Origin of the sequence: Sphingobacterium detergens, from assembly GCF_003610355.1 — a bacterium.
Lineage (GTDB): Bacteria > Bacteroidota > Bacteroidia > Sphingobacteriales > Sphingobacteriaceae > Sphingobacterium > Sphingobacterium detergens.
Genome location: NZ_RAPY01000001.1, coordinates 2,478,643 through 2,501,139, shown reverse-complemented (window position 1 = coordinate 2,501,139; position 22,497 = coordinate 2,478,643). Strand labels below are relative to the sequence as shown.

Here is a 22,497-nt window from a genome sequence, read left to right as displayed (position 1 = left end):
GATCTTTTTAAAGAACAAAATTTAAAACTTGTATTACAAGGTCATATACATCTGTACGAATTATATCTCCTCCGGCAAGCTCCCTCCGGAGGAGATATTTATTTACACTTTATTTCCTGTCAAAGCGCTGAATTTATTCCCTCGTTTGTCTTTATAAAAATCACCGTCTTTTTTAAAGCTTGTGGCATCTACACCTTCTAGCCGTTGTTTTTGATAAAATACATTTTTAGTGTCTTTTCCGAAATCACGACCGATTGGTATAAATGTCTTTACATCTGCATCCGGAACTATTTCCTGATTATAGTATATATGGTTTTTGTCTTTTGAATAAGGGTTGTCTGCATATATTCCATCTTTTTCATCCACGGGAAATAACTGAAAGGAGGTAGCATCAACAGCTGTGTATTTAAAATCTTTGCCTCGGAACAGGATGGTTTTATTGTTGACACAAATTATATCCTGATCAAGCACCCGAATGGTATGTATGGAATCAAATGATTTCGTTATGGCGGCAGAGCCTTGCTGAAAAGGCGGATAGCATACTGTATTTGCGATTCTCATGTAATACTTGTTTATGGCTTCAACATTTCCGGTGTTAGGCATGACTGACCTAAAGTCTCCAATATTAGGCGAAACATAAACAGAATCTTTATCCTTCAGAAAAAAGTCATTGACGAATGCAAAAGTTTCCCGATCGGCCTGTATCATGTCATTAGAGTAGAAGTAATGGTCTTTGTCCCGAGCCCAGTTGATATGATTGCTTATTAGTTCATAGGTTTTTGGATCTGCTCCTTCAATGACATTAAAGCCCAAGACCTGATCAATATAATATACGTGAAAACGATCTTTAGGAACTTGATTGTCGACATAAAAGGAATTCCTGTCTACCAGTTTTTGTGTCATATTACGAAAGTATACCGAATCTTTGTCTTTGCCTATATCTTCTGCCAAAACCTCAAACGATTTTGCATCAGCCTGCATTTGCAATACGCCCAAGCTAAACCAATTGCCATTCTGACAATAGACCACCTGTCCTTTGGAATCTATAAAATAGGAACTCGATTTTTGCTTATCAACCAGTTTGCCAATATCCTTACATGAGGTACAAAAACTGAGTAAAATACAAGCCAGGAAAAAAAAGTATTTTTTCACTTGCCTGTTTGGTAGAATCGATGCCATATTCTTTATAGTGTTCATTTATATAAATTTACGCCATGGAATTTAAAAAAGGGGAATTTTCTTGTAAAATTACAAAAAACCAAATCTAATATTAGGTCAATAAACCTTTTAGAATATTTGGTTTTGCAATGGATGTGTATTTGTGATCTGCTACATATTCAGGTATCTTTATGAAATGAAACCTGTTTTTCCTGCTACTTATTCTACACTCTGTCCAATCGCATTATCTTCGCTGATTTCAGCGAAATATAGACTTGAAAATGTTCAATGTAAATTTCTGCTTCGAGGGGTAGGAGATACCTATCTTGTAGAGGCTTCTGAAGCCAAGTTTATATTGCGGGTTTATCGTTCATCACATCGAAGTTTACCACAGATAGGAGAGGAAGTGAAATTATTGCAAGCTTTAAAGGAGACAAAGGTTTCCGTATCCTATCCGATTACTGATATTTTGGGAGAATCAATACAGAAAATTGAAGCAGTAGAGGGGGAGCGTTATGCGGTGTTGTTCAGTTTTGCGCGAGGTCAGGTCGTCCGGTCATTGAGTGAAAATCAGCTTCGTGTTTTGGGAAATGAAATGGCACGTTTTCACCATACCTCATCCACAGTTAGTTTGGGCGGAGAAAGATGGACTTTCGATCTTGAGACAACAGTTTTTAAGCCTTTGGAAAAACTGAGACCTGTTTTTAAAGAAAACGCTGGAGAATATAGCTGGTTGTGTGAGATGGCTCATCGTATTGAACAAAAACTGTCGCAAATAGATCCATCGGTATTTTCAAAGGGCTATTGCCATTTTGATTTTCTACCCAAAAATTTTCATTTCGAAAATGATTCGGTGACTTTCTTTGACTTTGATTTCATGGGGTACGGCTGGCTGGTGAATGATATCATGACCTTTTGGCAACACCTCATCTTAGATGTATATACTGGGAGGATGACACCGCAGGCTGCTCATGACTCCTATCGTATCTTCTTGGATGGATATCGTCTTATACGCCCTGTCGAAGATGAGGAATTAGCGCTGGTACCCTATCTTTCATTGGGGTTTTGGCTGTTTTACATGGGATTCCACACCTCTCACGATCAATTTTCTGTATTTAGCCAACCCGCACATTTGAATTTTTACACGGCCTTCTTAAAGCATATCGTGGAGAATTATTGGGATAAGTGCTAATTTTCACAAGCTAAATGATCGCGTCCAAGATTTTTTTGTAAAAAGCTCCAAAGAAAGTCGTTGATGGATAACAGTAATAAGAGCGTTTTGGGCCCAATGAGATGCGGTGAGATGTATCCGATATTTTAAAGAATATGGTCGGCATAGCTTTTTTTATTTCTGTTGTAATGTTTTTAACTTTTTAGAGACTAACAAAGTAAAGCACTATAAAATAAGACATCCTCAGAAAAGTATGGACATTGAAAGAGACTTTATTAGGTTAATAACTTCCAATCAGAAGATCATACATCGTATATGCTGCATGTATCTAGACAATAAAGCCGATCGGGAAGATTTATTTCAAGAAATCGTATTACAGGCCTGGAAATCATTCAAAAGCTTTAGAGGTGATGCCAAATTTCAAACCTGGCTATATAGAGTAGGATTGAATACGGCTATCACATATATCAAGCGGGATCGCCGGAACAATCTTGCAGAATTACAGTTTAGTCAAGAAAGCTACTGCGAAATCATTTACAGTGAGGATGAGGAAATTTTGGTGATGTATCAGGCAATAAGTAAGTTGAATAAGGTGGAGAAAGCCTTGGTGGCACTCTATCTTGAAGACTATAGTTACAATGATATTGCAGAGACTATGGGTATGACGCCCAACCATGTAGCCGTAAAAATATCGAGAATTAAAACAAAATTGAAGGAATTAAGCAAACAACTATCACCATGGAACTAGATCAACTGAAATATAAAATGCAAAAAAATAGTATGGATGGTCAACCAACAATGATGCACTTACCTGAAAATACTATAGAAAAAATAACTACACAAAAATCAACAGGCTTGCTTGATCTGATCGATCAGAACTTAAGGAAGAATATGCAATATCGCTCCGTGCTTGTCATCCTTGCCCTTGGTATTCTTCTGTATTACTATGACAGCACATTCTGGGGGTGCTATTTGGTTCTTGGCTCATTGGTTGAAGTGGTAACAATTTATGTCGCCCATAAACTGCGAAAAAATATTCGTCAGAACTATGAGGCAGACCTACCTTTAATTGAGCGCTTCAAGAGGATACAACAGCTTATCTTCGCTTATTTGAGGTTCAATAAATTGACAGGAATAGCACTCTACTTCATGCTGATCACCTCACTCTCGTTAAAGAATATCCATTCCTTTAATCTTGCGTCAATATTAAACACTACGGTCTTTTTTAGATTCGCTCTCTATGGACTAATTTTCTATTTTGTACATCGCTACTTTTTTAGAAAATTTGCCAAACCTCATCAAGATATGTTGGTGGATCTAAAATATTATATAGCTGAATTGGAGGAGCGACCTCTGGAAGATCCGGATGAACGAATAGAGAGTAATACAAATTAGGTAAGACTGTTAAGATTATTAGTTCAACAAACCCTGTTGCTTGTTGAACTTTATGAAATTGAGCGGCCTTAAATTTACTTTACGATTTCATGAATTTTATTTTTTAGCGCATCACCTTTCAGATCCTTTGCTATTACTTTTCCGTCAGGATCTATCAAAAAACTAGCAGGTATTGTTGTAATTCCATATTGCTTGTAAACGTCACTATCGCTAGCCTTTAAATCGCACAATTGTGTCCATGTGAGACCATCTTTTTTGACAGCTCTTTTCCAATCATCTTCTTTACGATCAATGGAAATGCTAATAATAGAAAAATTTCGCTTCCCATATAATCTGTCGATTTCAATAAGGTTGGGGTGTTCGTTTCGACATGGTAAGCACCAAGAGGCCCAGAAATCGATTAAGACGAACTGCCCTCTATAGGATGACAATTGAACAATATTTCCATGAATGTCTTTCATGTCAAATAAAGGTGCATCATTTCCTATTCGTATTTTCTTTTTCTCTCTGATATTATTTCTCACGATATCTGCTTGTGGCATCGCTTTAAGTCGCTCACTCAATCCATTGAAGACCATTTCGGTTTTATCTATTAACCTGTTTACTTCTGAAATCTGGTTTACCAGATCAAGGCTAATATAGGAGTCGGGAAAATCTCGGGCAAAATCCAATTCCTGATCTTTCCAAATGAAATACAACGAATCTATAATCCGTTGATTTTGTTTTACCAAAATAGTGTCTTTCAATTCCTGGGCATTAAAAAAGTAGGGGTCTTTTATACTTTTTAGTTCATTTGAGATACGAAACAATCTTTCATTTTTCAACTGAAGTACTCGGTTTAAGTCTGTACCTGAAAGAACAGAATTGCTGAGGGTGTCATTGCTTCTCAAGATTATTTTCCCTGCCTCCAGGAAAATGCTCTTACGGTCACTTATGAAATTATAATTATTATTGGTAGGATTCTGATTTCTGGACAATGAAGCAGAAAGGGGAGAGTTCCCGATTTTTCCTTTAAATCTAAAGGAATTATTCTTGACCTTTGTCGAATCTATAACAAGCTTCCCATCTTGCTTGTAGACGAGATAGATAATATCGTTATCTGACATTGTCTTTCCGATCCCCATAATTTGGAAATCCTGTTGCGCAGAAACGGCTTGTGTATTGAGTAATAAGTTGACAGTAATCAGTATTATTGTAAACCAGATTTGGGCCAAGATTCTTATTAAAGTCATTATGTCGGTTATAATTTTTAAATAAAAATACTTAAAAATTTGTATACATATACCTTTTGCTGTGGTGGAACTTTATCAGAACGATCTGTTGATTTCTAATTATTTAAGAAATGAGCTTTTTTTCGCTTCTATTTTGCTTTTTCGCTTAGCTTTTTGATCCAATTTATAGCTATTTTAATAGGAGCTGAAGAGTCCGAAGCTGTTAAAAAGTGCCCCATTTCTGGAAATAGACAGTATTCAAAGGGTTTCCCTTCAATTTTAAGTAAATTGAGATGATCAATGGATAAACCGACAGGGATTTGGACATCTTGTCCACCAAAAAGCCAGATTCCTGGTGTATTTGAACTGCGGAGGGACACCTGCGGATCGGTTGTAATAAATTTATATCTATCGGGGGCATTTCGGATATGGTCCCTTACCTCTTGCTCGGTATGATTTGACCAAAAATTTGCCTTTCCTTCGGTAAAAAATTGAAAACGGAGCTGTTCCAATGTAGGAACTACTGGTCCACTAAAAATGACCGTAAAATCCACGTTGTTTGATTTATTTGATGCCAAAGGAATAATCCAGCCAGCTTGGCTGCCCCCCGAGAGACCAATATGTGTTAGTTTTTTTCCAAAATAATTTTTAAGGGTTAAAACTGCTTCACTGGCATCCTCCGCTAGAAGATTGAGGTTTGCTGAGTCAATATTATTCGTACCAACTTCAGGACCGGCATATTCCCCTCCTGATTCACCAACCCCTCTCTTATCATAAGTCAATACAGATATCCCATTTTTAGCCAACATTGCTGCAAACTTATTCGATCTAAGTTCTTGTCCAGATCCGTGGACTATGACAATTCCAATTTTCGAATTTAAAGCGGTGAAAATTGTCCCCGCTAATTCAATCCCTTTACTTTTAAATTTTATATCTTTTACTGTGTATGTTGTAGTTTGGGCGATGATGTTGGTTGTAAATAATAGAAAAAGTAAGAGTAAAATTACGCTTTTATGTAATCTCTCTTTCGCATATTGAGTCGGCGATTTATGATAAGAATACGCTATACTTAAGTGTTTTTTCATTGGGGATCTATTTTTAAAGTTATGTTGCTTAAATGTCAATGGTGAACTATTATTTTTTGCATCTAACTTAGTTATTTTCGAGTTCCCTTCTTGGTATTATTTAGGTGAAGTGTTTGTTTTAATCGGTGAAAGCACCAATATATCGGTAAAAAAAAGACTTTTTCTTTTCTCATGTAATAGATTACCGAATCTTTAGAGGTTTTAGATCATCGGTTGCCGGGGCGAAGTGACCATCTAAATTGAATCTAGATATAATCTGTAAAAATAATCTTATAACCGCTATCAATAATCAAATTTGGCCAAATTGGCAATAAAATCAGCCGCTAATCTAATTTCCTAAGCGCTTTAGAGTTTCGCAATAAAAATACATATTGAAAATAATCTGTCGTATAGGTCTTATCGTTGGGAATAATATTCTCACCAAACATTCGTGACTTTACTGATATTAAATCTTGAGAATCCAAATAAGGCGAATTCTTTGCATTTAGCTTAAATAATGAAATGCTATTCGGCTGGCTCAACTCCTTTAGATCGTTAATTCCTTTCACGAGCATTAGGGGACCATCTGCATTTATCCAATCTACTTTTTCGTCTGGTGGTGTTGGAAATTGCGGATTTTTGGGGAGATACATTTCACTATCAAGGGTATAGCTTACGAAACTTGTTATTTTACGACCTTTGTTTTTTAATCTCGCAGCGAAGGGAACGCTAGTTGTATCTTTTCCTTTTTGTAATACATGGAAGAAGCCAAATAATCCATAAAATTTTTCACCTTCTAGATGATGCTTTTTGATATAATCCTCCAAATTTAATACCATTGCTGAATCTCTGGATATAGTCAATTTATCGTTTGTAAAGCTTTTGTCAATGCCAATGACGCTGATTTTTGCACTGTCAGCTAGCTTTTGATTATAATCATATATTTCGATCCATTTACGATATAATTCGACACTCGATTGTTGAGGGATGCGTTTGCGTATAGCAGTAACAACCTCTTTTAGCAATGCCTCATCTTTTACGGGTTTTGAAAGAAAACTGTTTAATTTGTCTGCATTTGTACTATCCATCTCAGCGATATAGTACCTAATATTTAGTTTTTTATTCAAGTATAAAAGAAGCTCTTTATCCAGTTTTTGGTTATCCGCATAACCATGGATTTCCCCAAGCAAAATGATGTCCGAATTATAGAAGTTATCGTCGAATAACTTACTTGGAATACTATCCGTAATCTGTACTTTGTGCAGGCTGAGGTAATCTGTATTTTTCTTGTTAGCTGTTCCGATGAAAATCTTGTTGGAAATGAATATATAGCTAAAAGCCAGTGCAAGAACGGCTAATATGGAAACAAATGCGTACTTAAGAATTTTGAAAAACTTCTTCATAATTTGGGTTTTGACAAAAATATTGTTTTTCAATCATTGAAACAATAACTATTCAGTTATTTAATTAAAGTGTCCTTCGATTTTGAACAAATAATGTCCAAAATCGATTTTTGGGTTGTTAAAGGTACAGCAATCAGCGAAAGGTTTTAGTCATAAACAGGTTGTGCTATCGAAATAGCAGAGTCCAATTAAACACTCCATCCTATGATGATTTTTTAACTCCACTTTTGTTAGGTCTTAGTATATAACTGCCTTACATATCCTCGAGTTCTTCATTCGAATAACCGTCAATAAGATAATGTAGTACTATTCTATTTGACAGTATGTTATTTGGGTAATAATTGTACCTTGTCAATAAATATTTGTTGGTTGCTAAAGTGCCACTGGTTCAACCTTATATCCCGCTCTTCTAAGTTGTTGAATTAACCCCGTTTTATAACATAGATGTCGGAATCCAACTGCGACAAAGCAATTTTTAGTTTTAAACGATTCGGTAAGCTGAGCCATCCATTTATTGTTTCTTTCATTCAGCAAGTACGAATTGCCTCTTATGCTTTTATTTAAAGAATAATCCAAATTTTTGTTTTTATAATCCCGTAAAATTTTAGCAGTCGGATTATTCGTGTTTTTTTTCAAAATATAATCAATATAGATTACATCCTGTTTTAACGTATTTTTTAAGGACAAACTCTCCTCTTTCTCAGTAGATATTTTAATGTCCTGAGCTTGATTTTTATCAAGGCCTATAACGGCCAATTTATGTGCTAACCCAATTTGTGTAATTCTGGTATCCATAGGATCGTATGAACTTCTGTTGAGGGTATCGCATACACCTTGTATATACATATATTGGAGCAAAAACATTAACTGTGCAGGATGTAATTTGTAAACATATTCATCGACCCATTTACTGTTCACAAATTTTTCAAAAATGACAAACTGTCTCGAGTTTAGTTTAGATTTCCACTTTTCTTTATTCCACGTTTCAAATAGAGCTGCATCTTTATTTTGTGCTGCTTTAGTCGTATCAGTATTAGGGTCTGAATATGCCTCAACAAATAAAATTTCACTATTTTTTAAATGCAGGTTTGCAATTGATAAAGAATCGAAAAAATCAGGATTAACTTGATGAAATGTTCCAAATAAGTAGGAAATACTTTCACTTCCATTTTTTGAAACTTTCCAAAGTAATGTTTTTGGCTTGTCTTGTGGATATACTATAGTAAAGGTTATAAAGAATAGCGAAAATAGAAACGTTCTCTTTATGTTCATAATTTTAGTATTTATTGATTATATGGTCTTTATGTTACTAATTTATTCTAATTAATTGTCAATTATGAGAAACTGAAAGAAAAATCATATCATAAAAAAATTGGTATAAGGTATATCTGCATGAAACTAAGGTTTTTTGCCTATTGAAAAAATCTAAATACGAACTGTATTTTTTGTGTCAAGTTCATACTTAAATTCAATACAGTCATCTGTTGTGTCAGATATCGCATTATAAGCAAGTGCGTCACATGATATTCTTAAGGTATACCGATTGGTTCCATATAGCATCTGGTTTAACATCAACGAGCTATAGATGCAAGCGACTCATTACATCTTTATTCCGGCAATTGCATGAAACTTGCACCAATGACTTTTAATTTGTCATCAACATATTTCCAAACCCTGAAATACCTGAATTTTCCTTCCAATGGAGCTCCCATTACCTTACCTTTTGCCGTCATCGTAACGACGGAAAGCGCGGTATCTCCGGTTATTCTGATATCATCAATTTCTGTGGAAGCCTCTTCAATAATCATTGCTTTTGTTCTATGCGCATTTAAATCCATTTCTTTGGTTAGCATTTGTCCCGTTGGTGCAACTGCAATGAGATTATCAAATAATAGCTGGTCCAGAGCATCCACATTGCTTGCCAACTGGGCTAAGAAAAGCTGATTTTCTGCATCCGCAACATCTTCTTTAGTAACTTTACTCATAATTGATTATATAATTAATAACATTATTTACTTTAAAAATAACAAAAAAAATCACACAGCTACTGCGGCACACTTTATTTCGTAAATTTGATTGAATCATAGAAGGTTCATTGATCGTTTCCATTGAGCCATAACAATACATAGCGGTTGTCGGGATTAATATCGATGTTAGCCCTCGTTAAAGACTAAACGAATGTTGGATAGCCTGCAGAAGTAGACATCTATCTTTCTGTAAGAAAATAAACTTAAAGAAATGCAGCGAAAATTGACCATACAGCAGCTGAAAAATATCACATTAGAAAGCCAGGGCTTACTTCGCAGATCAGCATTCGGAAAAGGAAAAAAGGCCGTGCTCAATGCACTGGATCACCTCGGTTATTTACAGATAGATACATTATCAATTGTTGAAAGGGCCCATCACCATACGCTTTGGACAAGGATCCCTGACTACAAAACAAATTATTTGGATGAACTCGTAAAGGAGCATCAGGTATTTGAATATTGGTTTCACGCTGCATCTTATCTTCCGATGAAAGATTTTCGCTTTGTTTTACCGCGAATGTTGGAAGTAAAACAAAATGAATCACATTACTACAATGCGGACCCTAAAATGATGCTGTATATCATAGATACCATTCGGGCTGAAGGTCCCAAAAGAGCAAGAGACTTCGAAAATGAAACTAAAAAACTGGGAAGCTGGTGGAATTGGAAACCTGCAAAAATTGCTTTGGAACGGCTTTTTCTGCAGGGGGATTTAATGATTTCTGAACGCGATGGAATGCAAAAGACGTATGATATCGCAGAAAGAGTACTACCAAATGATATCGACCTGACGAGGCCAAGTTCACTTGAGTTTGCCGAGTATTTAGTGAAAACTTATTTAAGAGCATATGGATGGACTACTGTAAAACAGATTACTCATCTTAAAGCGGGCGAAACGATCAGGAAAAATGTAAATGACGTTTTAAATGCGCTGATTGAGGATGATATAATAGAAAAAGTTACTATTGAAGGCTATCCGTCAGTTTATGTTCTCCGAGATTTAGTAGACAGAAGAATAACTAAGATTCGTGAGGAAATTAATTTGCTATCACCGTTTGACAATGCTATTATTCATCGTGATCGGGTTCAGCAGTTTTTCAATTTCGATTATCGAATTGAATGTTACACACCAAAGGAGAAAAGACAATACGGATATTTTTGTTTACCTATTTTATTTGGCAATACATTTATCGGCAGAGTAGACTGCAAAGCGCATCGAAAAAATAGGCAACTTGAACTGATCCATCTGCATATAGAAAAACAGTCTATAGACTTCGAATTGTGGGTAGAGCCTTTTGCAGAAATAATAAAAAAGTTTGCCGCTTTTAACGGGTGTAATTCCATAAAATTAACACTGGTAAGTCCCTTGAATAATTCGTTAGCCCTACTTCTGAACAATATTTTTTGTCAATATGAAGCTATTTCTGCCCCAATAATAGCAGTTCCCAGTAGTTCCTAGTTTTTTTACGGCATAACTGTAGAATTTGGAAAACTTATACTTGATCAAAAATGGAGTATTATAAGCTTACTCGATCTTCACCTAATTTAAATACTCTATTTTTAAAATTTATTATTTTGTAGCTTGCAGGATGTACAATTTAATGTTATATTAACATCACAATTATACCTTTGTAAAAATCCTCTGGAAATTTGATATAGTGTACATAATAATCAATGTGTCATGAGAGATCTGTCTGATAAAGAATTGTTTGATATTGTGAGAGAAGGCAATACACAGGCATTTTCGGTGTTATTTGATCGCTATGCGGATATTTTATTAAGTTTTATATTAAAGCGGATTGGTTCTATTACAGATGCTGAAGATATCCTTCAGGAGGTTTTTACATCTTTATGGAACAGACGCTATAAAATAGAAATCGAGGAATCTATTTACCCCTATCTTTTCAAAGCTGCTAAATACGAAGTCATTGACTGGATGGCAAGGGATCAAAAACGGATTTCATATTTCGAGCGACTTGTGTTTCCACTGACCAACGAACCAGTTGGTGCAAGTAACAGCGATGAGAAATTGATGGTTAAAGAACTCTCATTTTTGCTGGATAATGAAGTTGCTAAGATGCCCTCCACAATGCAGTCAGCATTTAATCTCAGCCGTATCGAAGGCTTAAGCATTAAAGAAATCGCTTTTCGACTATCAATATCCGAACAGACCGTGAAGAATAATATTTCGCTGGCTTTAAGTCGGTTAAAGCTTAAGGCGAAATAAAAATCATTTTTTTTCGGTACTTCTATCCGCTATCTAAGGTTATATAGATATATGACAGAAGATAATCAAAGAGAGCATGCTCAAAAATTACTAAAAAAATATTTGAGAGGGGAGTGCAATCCAGAAGAAGAACAGCTTGTAACCAAATGGTTCTATTCATTAGATGATGAACCAACATTGCCAAAGAATGAAAGAGAGGCGTTGTTAGGTCGATCCAAAGATGTTTTGATGCACAAATTTGAAGGGGAGATGAATAAGATGAAACCTAACAAAAATGTGTTTACCTGGAAACGGATTGCCATTGCAGCTTCAGTTCTCTTTGCGTTAACTATTACTGTTTTATTCTTGCAACAAGGACAAACAAGCCCTGCTCCACAGCTTGCGGCCATTACTCCGGATACAACAGGCCTGTATAAAAATGATATTCTGCCTGGTGAGCGTTATGCGAGACTTTCCAATGAGCATGGGGAAACACATTCTTTGGGAAAGGAAGATCAGGTCGAAAACATAACGTCCGCAGAACTTAAGGGGAATCTGAAATTAGAAGTACCAGCAGCGGGCACCTATAATATTGTGTTGAACGATGGTACCCAAGTATGGTTAAACGCTGCTTCAACATTACAGTACCCAGATCAATTTGAAGGGGATGAACGCCGAGTAAAATTGATTGGAGAAGCTTTTTTTCAAGTAGCCAAAGATGCCAAAAAACCTTTTCGGATCGAAGTTGAAAACTCTGTTATCGAGGTACTCGGTACGAGTTTTAATGTAAATGCCTACCATAAAGAAATCAATACCTCATTGGTAGAAGGTAAGGTGAAAATTATGAGTCAAGGGCACGAAGCCTATCTTCTCCCAGGAAATGAAGCCATCATTAGTACGGATAAAATACGTATACAGCCAGCAGACATACAAAAAAATACCGCTTGGCAACGGGGGGAGTTTTCACTTGAGGGTAGCAGCTTTTCGGAAATTATTAGTCAAATTTCTAGGTGGTATAATGTGGATTTTATTAATGCGGAGGATATCACCGTAAGCAATAGGTTTAATGGAACGCTTAGCCGGGAATCCAGACTTTCAGAGGTGTTGAATATTCTGTCGTTTGCGACAAACCGAAAGTTTGAAATAGATGGACGGCATATAATCATTCGTTAGTACAGTTAAATTTTTCACCAATTAAAATTTATAAGATATGATATAACCAGACGAATTAACCAAAAGGTCCTATACAATAGAAAAGGGGATGTTGACGCATCCCCTGTTGTAAAAGGCCAAATTTATCGAAGTACGAATTCTATAGATTATTAAACCCTTAACAATTCAAAGTTATGAAATTTTTTTCTCCATTAATAGCATGGGGGGACCGGAGAAGTCATTCTTATACCCTAAGCATTAAAGTCATTTTGACTATGAAGTTGATTTGTGTACTGTTGCTGGCATTTACGGTAGGTGTTAGAGCATCTGGATATGCGCAACAAGTAAATCTGTCCTTGAAGAATGCCAAAATTGAAACTGTCCTTAAAGAGATTTCCAACCAGACAAAGTTGCGTCTGTTTTACGACGAAAGGCTATTTGAAAATGCCTCACGTGTCGATATCTCTGTGGCAGGATCTGATGTAAGGGCTGCATTGGCAAAGACATTGCGTGGTCGCAATTTGATCTTTGATATCATGGGAAGTACGATCGTCATTAAAGAAAAAAAACAGACTGATCGTGAAGTGTCAGGAGCTGTGAAAGATGCTTCCGGACCAATGGCAGGAGTGACGGTGACTGTACTGGGGGTAGCTGGAATATCAACAAAAACCGATAAGGATGGACGTTACAGCATACGGGTTCCAGAGAAAGCAATCCTTTTGTTTCGCTTTATGGGCTATAAAGATGTTGAAATCAATGTCTCAGACAAGAACAGAGCGGATGTATTGATGGAAACTGCAGAGTCTCATCTCGACGAGGTCATCGTTGTTGGCTATGGTACGCAGAAAAAGATCAATCTTTCGGGAGCTGTAGATCAGATTGGTGAAAAGTTTTTGGAAAGTAGACCGATTACAAATGTGGGGACAGCATTGCAGGGCGCTATGGCTAATCTTAATATTACACCGACCTCTGGAAGAGCCAATAGCTCGCCAGGGATCAATGTGCGAGGGTATACATCACTGTCAGGTGGTGGGCCACTTATTGTTATTGATGGGATTCCAGCAACGAACGAGGAGCTCAATCGTATGAATCCAATGGACATTGCTAGTGTTACTGTATTGAAAGATGCCGCGTCAGCAGCGATTTATGGTAGTCGCGCTGCTTTCGGGGTTGTACTGGTTACGACTAAATCGGGTACAACGAAGGAAATTAAGGTCACGGCCAACTCAATCTTTGCGGCAAAAGCAATAACACGTACAGTAGAGATAGAGGATGATCCGTATCAGGTAATGAAATACAGGAATATCATGTCAGCACCATGGTACAATCTTTACGATGAGAAAATGCTCGAATATGGTAAACAGCTGAGTGAGAACCCTTCATTGCCTCGTGTGATCGTAGATCCACAAAATCCAAATGCTTATATCTATTTAGGATCTACAGATTGGTTTAAGGAAGTCTATAAAAATATACAACCCTCATATACCAACAATATAAGCATTGCGCAGAAGAACGAACGCTCTTCGTTTTACCTTTCTGGTGAATACTACAGACAAAATGGTATGCTACGGATCAGTCCAGATACCTATGACCGTTATAATTTCAGGGCAAAAGGTGATTACAAAATCACGGACTGGTTTACTTTATCAAATAATACAACCTTTACAAATGATAAGTATGATCAGCCCTCAGCAATTGATCAGGGGTATCTCTACTGGCATAATGTTAACCGTCAACCTTCGCTAAATACCGTTTACAATCCGGATGGTACCTATACAGAAGCTGGGGTAAATATGATCGGAGCTGTAGCCGAAGGGGGCCGCAGTATCAGTCGCATCAACGATTTTCAAACTAGTTTTGGTGCGAAAATCGACTTCATCAAAAATGTTTGGACCTTAAATGGGGACGCAACCTTTAGAAGGGTTTCTGGAAAATCACACTTCTTTCAGTTGCCGCTTGCCTACAGTACAGGTCCAAATGTGATGAACAGGCAAAACTTCAATAGCTATGCCTCCAATGGAAGTAATGAAACACGCTATAATGTGTACAATATTTATTCACAATATCAGCGGACACTCAATGATCACTATTTTTCAGTGATGCTGGGTTTCAATCAGGAAGAACGGATCTACGAGTCATTTTCGGCATCCCGGGATCAGTTGATTTCCAATTCGCTACCGACAATAGGACTCGCGACTGGTCAAACTCCTTCTGTCGGTGCTTTTGATTATGCCTGGTCGGTAAGAGGGGCTTTTGCCAGATTAAATTATACTTATAAAGATAGATATATCCTGGAATCTAACCTCCGCTATGATGGCTCCTCAAGATTCCCTAAAAAAGATCGTTTTGCATTCAATCCTTCCGTATCTGCTGCATGGGTAGTTTCGCAAGAAAACTTTTTTCAGCCGCTAAAGGAAACTGTATCTAATTTTAAACTGCGTGGATCCTATGGTTCATTGGCAAATCAGGATCTAAGGGACAACTATTACCCTTACATTGCCAATATGTCCAAAGGAAGTGGAGCAATTTTGGACGGCAAGATTGTACCTATTGTGGGTAGTCCGGGCTTAGTGTCATCGACCCTGACCTGGGAAACCATCACACAATCTAATTTTGGGGTGGATATCGGCTTATTTAAAAATCAGTTTTTTGGTTCATTTGATATCTATCGTCGTGATACCAAGGATATGTTGACAGCAGGTAGGACGTTGCCAATCGTGCTTGGTACGGGGGTTCCTCTTGAAAATGCGGCGAACCTAAAAACCAACGGTTGGGAATTAACACTTGGATATAATAAAGAGTTTATGGTGGCTAGCAAACCGTTTTCATTCTCCGCAAGAGTTAATTTAGCAGACAGTAGAGCTTATATTACAAAATACAATAATCCTAAAAATAACTTAAGCGATTATTATGTCGGACAGGAATTAGGGGAGATGTGGGGGCTAACCACATTGGGTTTTTTCCAATCTCAGGAAGAGATCAAGGCACATGCTAATCAAAATGATGTCACTTCTTATCCTGGTACGAGAGGATTGGAACCGGGTGACCTCAAGTTTGCTGATATCAATGGTGACGGCAAAATAAACCGGGGGGATTGGACATTGGATAATCATGGAGATTATAAAATTATCGGTAATTCGAGACAGCGTTACAGTTACGGTATAGATTTGAATTCAAGCTGGAACGGAATTGATTTGCGTGTGTTCCTGCAAGGTGTCGGAAAAAGAAATTATTATCCTCCAGGTGGTGACCACTATTTTTGGGGTATATATGCTCAACCTTGGGCGAGTCTAACCAAGTTTAACTTGGACCATTGGACGCCTGAAAATCCAAATGCGTATTTGCCAAGACCAAAATCCTACGTAGCCGAGCAAAGTGGTATTGAATTAGCCGCGACGCAGACTAAATACCTGCAGAATGCAGGTTATTTAAGGGTGAAAAATGTGACTTTGGGCTACACGCTTCCCAAGTTGATGACAGATAGATGGGGGATAGACCGATTGCGTCTGTTCGTCAGCGGTGAAAACCTCTTTGAGTTTACCAAACTAATGGATTATCTCGATCCTGAAATTGTTGGCGATCGGACGGCATATCCTTTCCAAAGGACCTACTCGTTTGGCTTAAACTTTAATTTCTAAAATGACTATTATCATGCAAAATATAAAAAGAAAAATTATCAAGATTGGAGCGTTGCTGGGGGCCTTGTTCCTGATCATGAGCTGTAACGATGATTTCATGGATAGGTATCCCACGACATCGGTTACACCGGAAGTGTTTTTTAGCAATGTAAACGATCTTAAAACTTATACCGATGGTTTCTACGGTAGTTTGAGTGCGCCGATAGCGGATCTTGGGACAGATAATCTGGCACATTACAATTCTGGAAGTACGATTGATGAGATCATGCGTGGTGGCGTGAGCGCGCAGAATGCAGCAGTGTGGAGTTGGTCAGCATTGAGAAATATTAATTTCTTTCTTGAAAATGCTGGGCGTGTGAAGGGGGCTAGTGCCGCCGATGTGAACCATTACATCGGCATTGCAAAGTTTTTTCGTGCACGGTTTTATATCGATAAGGTCAACCAGTACAGTGATGTTCCTTGGTATAGTCAGACAATGGGAACATCAGATATTGAACTATTGCACAAAAAACAAGATAGCCGGTCGCTTGTTGTCGATTCAATCATGGCTGATCTCGAATTTGCCGCTGCCAATATCAAACCTGATGGGCACAAGTCGACAGTTACGAAGTGGGGAGCTTTGGCGCAATTAGCACAGTTCGCCTTGCAAGAAGGAACTTTCCGTAAATATCACTCTTATTTGAATCTGAGCGGATCGGCCAATACTTTTCTGCAAAGAGCGGTTTCTGCTACTGAGGAGATTATGAAGTCAAATAAGTTTTCAATCAGTAATGCTGGTGGTGTTAACCGTGCTTATCGGGATCTATTTATAAGTCTTAACCTGCAGGCGAATCCTGAGACCATCCTATTTATTGATTACGATAAGGATTTAGGAAGAAGACGTAATGCACATACGGTATTGGATTATGAATGGGCTCTGAGCCAAACGCTGATGGAAAACTATCTGATGAAAGACGGAAAGCGTTTTACGGACCAAGCGGATTATAAAACGAAGAATATAGACCAAATTTTTGTAAACCGAGACCCGCGCCTTGAGCAGACTTTTATGAAGCCTGGGTTTCAGTCAGTCAATGCTGCAACCCCACAGCGACTCAAACCAACGCTCGGAGGGTACAATCAGATCAAATTCTATCCCGAAATAGCAGATATGATCAGTTGGGAGGCAGCCTATACAGATGCATTTGTATTTCGTTATGCCGAAATCCTGTTAATCTTCGCGGAGGCCAAAGCGGAGCTGGGAATCCTCACGAGCCAGGCTGATCTTGACAAATCGGTCAACTTGCTACGTCAACGTGTGGGGATGCCAAGCATGCAGCTGGGCGAGGCAAATGCCAATGTGGATCCGAAATTGCAAGCTTACTATTCAAATGTGAAAGGGGGCAATGTGGGGCTTATCCTAGAAATACGGAGAGAAAGACGTGTTGAACTAGCTTGTGAAGGTCAACGCTATAGAGACATTTTTAGATGGGAGGTTGGCGAACGTCTGGCCGATCAACAACAAGGGATGTATGTAAAAGCATTGGGACCAATGGACGTAACCGGAGATGGTAAAATAGATATCGCTATACTTGAATCAGCAAAGGATACCGGTCCGATTAAAGACTTGACAGAAGAGGAAAAGAAGAACATTTCCCTGTATTATTTAAAAGATGCCAATGGTAATAATACTTCAATTTATCTTGAAAATGGGAACAATGGACATATAATGTTCACTGTAGCCAGAGATAAGAAGAAGACATTTGAAAAACCGAAGTATTACTATTATCCGGTTGCTAATAGTCAGATGGTTCTGGATGGTAGTAAGTTGGTACAGACAAACTTTTGGTAAGGAATTGGTTTTATGCTAGATAATATGCTAAAAGACTAAATTAAAAGAGTTATTTTTTACAAATTTTAAGGTTAAAGATAGGGTACTCCAATCGATGGATGGCACCCTATCTTTATTTGCAATTAGAGTTTTTATATGAAATGTTCTACACATAAATTTATACTATCACTGCTACTACTATGTAGTAATGCAATTTACGCTCAATATCGGGGGCATGTCTTTTTGGATCTTGATAACAACAAAAAGATGGAAAACGCTGAAAAAGGAATGAAAGATATTGTATTATCCGATGGTTACGAGGTTGTAAAAACTGCTGAAGATGGAAGCTTTAACCTAAAAAAGAATGATAAAGCCAGATTTCTCTTTGTGCGTGTTCCAGCTGGTTATAAAGCAAGTGGAACTCATTATATTAAGATTGATCCAAAACTAGAAAATTATGATTTCGGTTTAATCCAAGATGAAAAGCAAGAGGCGGATAAGCTTCGGTTTATTCAGATTACAGATACCGAAACGCCATTATATGGAGAATGGATAGACAATATTCGTAAGTTTTCGCAGCAACAAAATGCTACACTGATTATGCATACGGGCGACATCTGCTACGAGCCAGGGATGCAGTTTCATGCCCGACAGGTAAATACGGAACTGATGGGTGTTCCGACCTATTATACAGTAGGCAATCATGACCTTGTCAAAGGTGAGTATGGTGAAAAACTATTTGAGGATTTGTTTGGACCGGTCTACTATTCATTTGAGGCAGGACCAGCACACTTTGTGGTTACGCCCATGCCTGGCGGTGATTATGCACCCAGTTATAGTCAGGATCAAGTAATCGCTTGGTTGAAAAAAGATCTCGCTCTAAAAACAAAAGATAAACCGCTCATTTTTATTAACCACGATCTGCTTGTCGGAAAGGATTTCGTGATGAGAGGAAAAACCGATTCTATCGATTTGAAGCAGTATAATCTAAAAGCATACCTGTATGGCCATTGGCACAATAATTATAGTTTTGGCAGCAGAGATGGAGTTGCGGTTATATCCACAAATGCTCCTAATAAAGGAGGAATAGATAATTCTGCAGCTCAATTCCTGGTTATTGATGTGGATAAAAAGGGGGTTAGCAAAATAACGCCAAAGTATCCTTATTTGTCAGATCACATCGCGTTAATTTACCCACAAAGTAAGCAAATGCAGATTTCAAACAGAAAAGAAATAGAAATTAGCACAAGTGTGTATCATACGGAAAAGAATGTTATTTCTGTGTATGCAACACTATTAAATAAATTTGGAACTGCGATAAAAACGGCTAAATTGAAACCCGTTAGCGACTGGAACTGGCGTGGAAATTTTACAGTTCCACGCCGTACCGATCAGCAGTATGATATTATGCTGGAAGTAAATTATGGCGACAGTACACAGGCGCATAAGAAATTTGCTTGGCATAACGAACCCACTTCTACCGCTTTTCTTCAATTGGCTTGGTCAAAAAACATAGGGTCTAATGTATGGAAGAGTTCACCTCTGGTACAGGGACAGCGGGTATATGTGGCCAGTATCGATGATGCCATTGGTAGTAAAAGTAAAATTCAGGCATTAAAAGCCCAATCGGGGGAAACCATCTGGACTTTCCATACCCAGAACTCCGTCAAGCAGAAGTTGGCCTATAGCAATGGCTTGGTATTGGCAACAGATATGGGAGGTACAGTGTATGCAATCGATGAAAAAGATGGCAAACTCGTTTGGAAGAAGGATCTCAGTGGGGGACGGCTTCCAGGATACGTAAGTGCTGGAGTTGTTCGCGATGGTATTTATTATACTGGCGCAGGTAATTATCTGTCAGCAATAAAAGTCGAAGATGGGAAAATAGTATGGCAGAATAGTGACTGGAATGGTGGTGAAGGTATGCCTGGAGAGCTACTGATCACCAATGGATATCTAATTACTGGTGCAAATTGGAATGCCCTATTTGTTCACGATTGTAAGACAGGAAAACTCCTATGGAAGAAAAATGAAGATGGTTTGCGATTTAGAACAGGAGGAGCCAGTGCAGATGAAAATTCGCTTTATGTAGCCGGGCTGAACAATCTTTTTAGATTGGATCAAAAGAAGGGCACTGTGTTAACTAAAAGCCAAACTGATGATGATTTTAAGGTTATGGCCTCACCCTTATTAACAGAGGAACTGGTGATCATGCCTACAGCGACTGATGGGATAAAAGCATTTGATCGTAATGCATTAACCGAAAAATGGAGTTTCCAGACTGAAGAGGCCCTTATTTACAGCTCTGCTTATTCAACTCCTGATCTTCACAAGAAAGTTGCAACTGTCGAATCCAGTGTCCGCTATGCGGCTGGAAAGTTGTTTTTCGGCGGATCAGACGGCTATCTATATGTGTTAAATTTAGATGGAACTTTGGTGCAAAAGGTTAATCTAGGCACACCGATATTAGCCGAAGTCTCCATTCATGGAAATGAAGTCTATGTTGCGGACTTTGCGGGTAATGTCTATTGTTTTAATATAACGACAACAACAAAATAAATTACATTGAATATAAGCCGTAATTAGACTAAGGTGGAATAGTTTGATATTTTTATCTTAAAATAAGCTGGGCAACTCACCTTTATATTGCCCAGCTTAATAGAGAACTTAAAATTCCCAGTTCTCCAACTTATTTTACTGAAATAAAGCTCGGGATAGACATACGCTAAACATCGACCGTACTGTTTATTAAAACAAGTCCGCCAAAGCGCTGATAAAATCCTCCAATTCTTGATCAGACAGCGATGCGTATCCCAATCTCATACCATTGAATATTTTATCAAAGCTGTAGCTCTCTGGAGTGATCATGCTGAAACCTTTCATATTGAGTTTTTCCGAAATCAGTACCCAGTCGACCTGCTTTTTAGGCACGATCCAATAGGCAAGCCCACCCTCGGGGATAAGGTAAGATACTTTATTTCCAAGGTGTTTTTGTAGTAATATTTCGGTAATATCCCTTTTTGTCTTATAATAATTTGTTGCTTTTTTTATATGACGTTTTATGGTGCCATCCTTGATCAATTGCAAAACGGCCTGTTCCATAATACTGTCTCCTTGCACATCGATAATCTTGCGCAAACGAGCGACTTTGTTGATCAAAGTACAATCATTACTTGCTATATAACCGATACGTAACGCCGGAGCTACGACCTTGCTCATGGTACCGATATACACATAATTTTTAAGCTCCGTAAAACTTGACAGCGGAAGAATGGGGCGATAACCAAAATGAAATTCATTGTCATAATCATCTTCAATAATGGTAAATCCATATTCATTGGAAAGTTTGATCAGTTCCAGTCTTCTTTTTAGGCTCATTGTGACCGTAGTTGGGTATTGGCGGTGGGGTGTCACATAAATAGCTTTTATGTTTTTGTGCAATTTCAGAAGCGCTATTATATCCTCGATTATCACACCTTCGTTATCTACCCCCGCAGGTAACAACTTAGCTCCGCTTTGGTCAAAGGCCTCCCAAGCGGGTTTATATCCGGGATTTTCAATGATCACATAATCTCCTTTTGAAAGTAAGCATTGAGCTGCAAGATACATGGCCATTTGGCTCCCCCTTGTGATGCAGATATGTTGTTCATTCACCCGCATTCCCCGTTGATGATTGAGCATCTGGACCACAGCCTTTCTAAATTCTAGATTCCCGAATTCGCTACTGTAGCCCATTAATTGCCACTTCGCTTTTTGGTTGAAAATTTGACGGTATGCCCGAGCTAATTCATTAACAGGTGCAATTTTGCTGTTGGGGTATCCATCATCAATTTGCAGTTGAGTAGATCCACTCGTGGCATCATTTGTTGCTTCAGCGATTGGCGCTGTAGTCTGCGTTTCCTTAAAATCGGGCAAGGTCGAAGCAACGAATGTGCCTTGCCGCTCTCTGGAAACGAGCCAACCTTCTATCAATAGTACACTCAATGCTTCTACTATGGTATTTCTATTGACTTTCAGTCGCTGCGCCAGATTTCTACTGCCCGGCAAAGCATCACCCGCCTTTAATCGGCCGGAATGAATATCGTTTATGATGGCATCGGCAATCTGTAGATAAATGGCCTTATCTGATTGTTCATCTAATTGAATTTGAAATTCCCACTCTCGTAACATCTGGACTATTTCTTTTTATAAAAACTGTATCACAACGCTAGTCCAAAGTTAGCATATTTTTGTTATGCAATAATGCAATGAACATTAAATTTTTA

At 38.0% G+C, this 22,497-nt stretch carries 16 protein-coding genes; 9 read left to right on the top strand and 7 right to left on the bottom strand.

All coding sequences use genetic code 11. The features are described 5' to 3' along the window. Positions 1 to 102: 102 nt before the first annotated feature. The gene (locus DFQ12_RS10690; protein WP_208642503.1) at positions 103 to 1,197 is read right to left on the bottom strand and encodes a DKNYY domain-containing protein; all 1,095 of its coding nucleotides are present in this window, start codon (positions 1,195 to 1,197) and stop codon (positions 103 to 105) included. 157 nt (positions 1,198 to 1,354) lie between these two features. On the opposite strand from DFQ12_RS10690, the gene DFQ12_RS10685 reads away from it, so the two are divergent. The 3 genes from DFQ12_RS10685 to DFQ12_RS10675 all read left to right on the top strand — a co-directional run bounded on the left by DFQ12_RS10685 (position 1,355) and on the right by DFQ12_RS10675 (position 3,724). Continuing rightward, positions 1,355 to 2,350 carry a phosphotransferase enzyme family protein gene (locus DFQ12_RS10685; RefSeq protein ID WP_120258904.1) on the top strand — a complete coding sequence of 332 codons (996 nt, stop codon included), beginning with the start codon at positions 1,355 to 1,357 and terminating at the stop codon, positions 2,348 to 2,350. A 232-nt stretch (positions 2,351 to 2,582) separates the two neighbouring features. Next, complete coding sequence (locus tag DFQ12_RS10680) at positions 2,583 to 3,077, top strand: RNA polymerase sigma factor (RefSeq protein WP_120258903.1); 495 nt, start codon at positions 2,583 to 2,585, stop codon at positions 3,075 to 3,077. After that, positions 3,068 to 3,724: a hypothetical protein gene (locus DFQ12_RS10675; protein ID WP_120258902.1), complete on the top strand. Its 657-nt coding sequence runs from the start codon at positions 3,068 to 3,070 to the stop codon at positions 3,722 to 3,724. Before DFQ12_RS10680 ends, DFQ12_RS10675 begins: the two co-directional genes overlap by 10 nt. Before the next feature lie 74 nt (positions 3,725 to 3,798). On the opposite strand, the gene DFQ12_RS10670 is transcribed toward DFQ12_RS10675, so the two are convergent. From DFQ12_RS10670 to DFQ12_RS10650, 5 genes are all read right to left on the bottom strand, one after another. Continuing rightward, entirely contained in the window at positions 3,799 to 4,956 is a 1,158-nt protein-coding gene (locus tag DFQ12_RS10670; protein WP_120258901.1) for a TlpA disulfide reductase family protein, read from the bottom strand. 128 nt (positions 4,957 to 5,084) lie between these two features. Further along, on the bottom strand, positions 5,085 to 6,020 hold the full coding sequence (locus tag DFQ12_RS10665) for an alpha/beta hydrolase family protein (RefSeq protein ID WP_120258900.1): 936 nt from the start codon (positions 6,018 to 6,020) through the stop codon (positions 5,085 to 5,087). A gap of 323 nt (positions 6,021 to 6,343) precedes the next feature. Further along, the gene (locus tag DFQ12_RS10660) at positions 6,344 to 7,402 is read right to left on the bottom strand and encodes a hypothetical protein (RefSeq protein ID WP_120258899.1); all 1,059 of its coding nucleotides are present in this window, start codon (positions 7,400 to 7,402) and stop codon (positions 6,344 to 6,346) included. Positions 7,403 to 7,774: 372 nt separating this feature from the next. After that, complete coding sequence (locus DFQ12_RS10655) at positions 7,775 to 8,674, bottom strand: TraB/GumN family protein (protein ID WP_120258898.1); 900 nt, start codon at positions 8,672 to 8,674, stop codon at positions 7,775 to 7,777. A 335-nt stretch (positions 8,675 to 9,009) separates the two neighbouring features. Then, positions 9,010 to 9,387, bottom strand: coding sequence for a nuclear transport factor 2 family protein (locus DFQ12_RS10650; RefSeq protein WP_120258897.1), 378 nt, complete (start codon positions 9,385 to 9,387; stop codon positions 9,010 to 9,012). Between the two features lie 253 nt (positions 9,388 to 9,640). Between DFQ12_RS10650 and DFQ12_RS10645 the strand changes: the two genes are divergently transcribed. The 6 genes from DFQ12_RS10645 to DFQ12_RS10620 all read left to right on the top strand — a co-directional run bounded on the left by DFQ12_RS10645 (position 9,641) and on the right by DFQ12_RS10620 (position 20,791). Next, a complete protein-coding gene (locus DFQ12_RS10645) occupies positions 9,641 to 10,888 on the top strand; it encodes a winged helix-turn-helix domain-containing protein (protein ID WP_120258896.1) in 1,248 nt (415 codons plus the stop codon). Positions 10,889 to 11,110: 222 nt separating this feature from the next. Next, on the top strand, positions 11,111 to 11,656 hold the full coding sequence (locus DFQ12_RS10640) for an RNA polymerase sigma factor (protein WP_120258895.1): 546 nt from the start codon (positions 11,111 to 11,113) through the stop codon (positions 11,654 to 11,656). 51 nt (positions 11,657 to 11,707) lie between these two features. Continuing rightward, positions 11,708 to 12,808, top strand: coding sequence for a FecR family protein (locus DFQ12_RS10635; RefSeq protein ID WP_120258894.1), 1,101 nt, complete (start codon positions 11,708 to 11,710; stop codon positions 12,806 to 12,808). 254 nt (positions 12,809 to 13,062) lie between these two features. Further along, positions 13,063 to 16,425, top strand: coding sequence for a SusC/RagA family TonB-linked outer membrane protein (locus DFQ12_RS10630; protein WP_244211713.1), 3,363 nt, complete (start codon positions 13,063 to 13,065; stop codon positions 16,423 to 16,425). A gap of 13 nt (positions 16,426 to 16,438) precedes the next feature. Then, entirely contained in the window at positions 16,439 to 18,253 is a 1,815-nt protein-coding gene (locus DFQ12_RS10625) for a RagB/SusD family nutrient uptake outer membrane protein (protein WP_120259310.1), read from the top strand. Between the two features lie 246 nt (positions 18,254 to 18,499). Further along, positions 18,500 to 20,791 (top strand): outer membrane protein assembly factor BamB family protein, encoded by a 2,292-nt coding sequence (locus DFQ12_RS10620; protein WP_244211712.1) that lies wholly within the window; start codon positions 18,500 to 18,502, stop codon positions 20,789 to 20,791. A gap of 189 nt (positions 20,792 to 20,980) precedes the next feature. Here the strand turns inward: DFQ12_RS10620 and pdxR are convergent, their stop codons facing one another. Next, on the bottom strand, positions 20,981 to 22,402 hold the full coding sequence (pdxR, locus tag DFQ12_RS10615; RefSeq protein WP_120258891.1) for a MocR-like pyridoxine biosynthesis transcription factor PdxR: 1,422 nt from the start codon (positions 22,400 to 22,402) through the stop codon (positions 20,981 to 20,983). Positions 22,403 to 22,497: the final 95 nt, after the last annotated feature.

Coding starts and splice junctions, on each gene's coding strand:
- DFQ12_RS10690 (WP_208642503.1), bottom strand. CDS start 1,197: ATGAACACTATAAAGAATATGGCATCGATTCTACCAAACAGGCAAGTG.
- DFQ12_RS10685 (WP_120258904.1), top strand. CDS start 1,355: ATGAAACCTGTTTTTCCTGCTACTTATTCTACACTCTGTCCAATCGCA.
- DFQ12_RS10680 (WP_120258903.1), top strand. CDS start 2,583: ATGGACATTGAAAGAGACTTTATTAGGTTAATAACTTCCAATCAGAAG.
- DFQ12_RS10675 (WP_120258902.1), top strand. CDS start 3,068: ATGGAACTAGATCAACTGAAATATAAAATGCAAAAAAATAGTATGGAT.
- DFQ12_RS10670 (WP_120258901.1), bottom strand. CDS start 4,956: ATGACTTTAATAAGAATCTTGGCCCAAATCTGGTTTACAATAATACTG.
- DFQ12_RS10665 (WP_120258900.1), bottom strand. CDS start 6,020: ATGAAAAAACACTTAAGTATAGCGTATTCTTATCATAAATCGCCGACT.
- DFQ12_RS10660 (WP_120258899.1), bottom strand. CDS start 7,402: ATGAAGAAGTTTTTCAAAATTCTTAAGTACGCATTTGTTTCCATATTA.
- DFQ12_RS10655 (WP_120258898.1), bottom strand. CDS start 8,674: ATGAACATAAAGAGAACGTTTCTATTTTCGCTATTCTTTATAACCTTT.
- DFQ12_RS10650 (WP_120258897.1), bottom strand. CDS start 9,387: ATGAGTAAAGTTACTAAAGAAGATGTTGCGGATGCAGAAAATCAGCTT.
- DFQ12_RS10645 (WP_120258896.1), top strand. CDS start 9,641: ATGCAGCGAAAATTGACCATACAGCAGCTGAAAAATATCACATTAGAA.
- DFQ12_RS10640 (WP_120258895.1), top strand. CDS start 11,111: ATGAGAGATCTGTCTGATAAAGAATTGTTTGATATTGTGAGAGAAGGC.
- DFQ12_RS10635 (WP_120258894.1), top strand. CDS start 11,708: ATGACAGAAGATAATCAAAGAGAGCATGCTCAAAAATTACTAAAAAAA.
- DFQ12_RS10630 (WP_244211713.1), top strand. CDS start 13,063: ATGAAGTTGATTTGTGTACTGTTGCTGGCATTTACGGTAGGTGTTAGA.
- DFQ12_RS10625 (WP_120259310.1), top strand. CDS start 16,439: ATGCAAAATATAAAAAGAAAAATTATCAAGATTGGAGCGTTGCTGGGG.
- DFQ12_RS10620 (WP_244211712.1), top strand. CDS start 18,500: ATGGAAAACGCTGAAAAAGGAATGAAAGATATTGTATTATCCGATGGT.
- pdxR (WP_120258891.1), bottom strand. CDS start 22,402: ATGTTACGAGAGTGGGAATTTCAAATTCAATTAGATGAACAATCAGAT.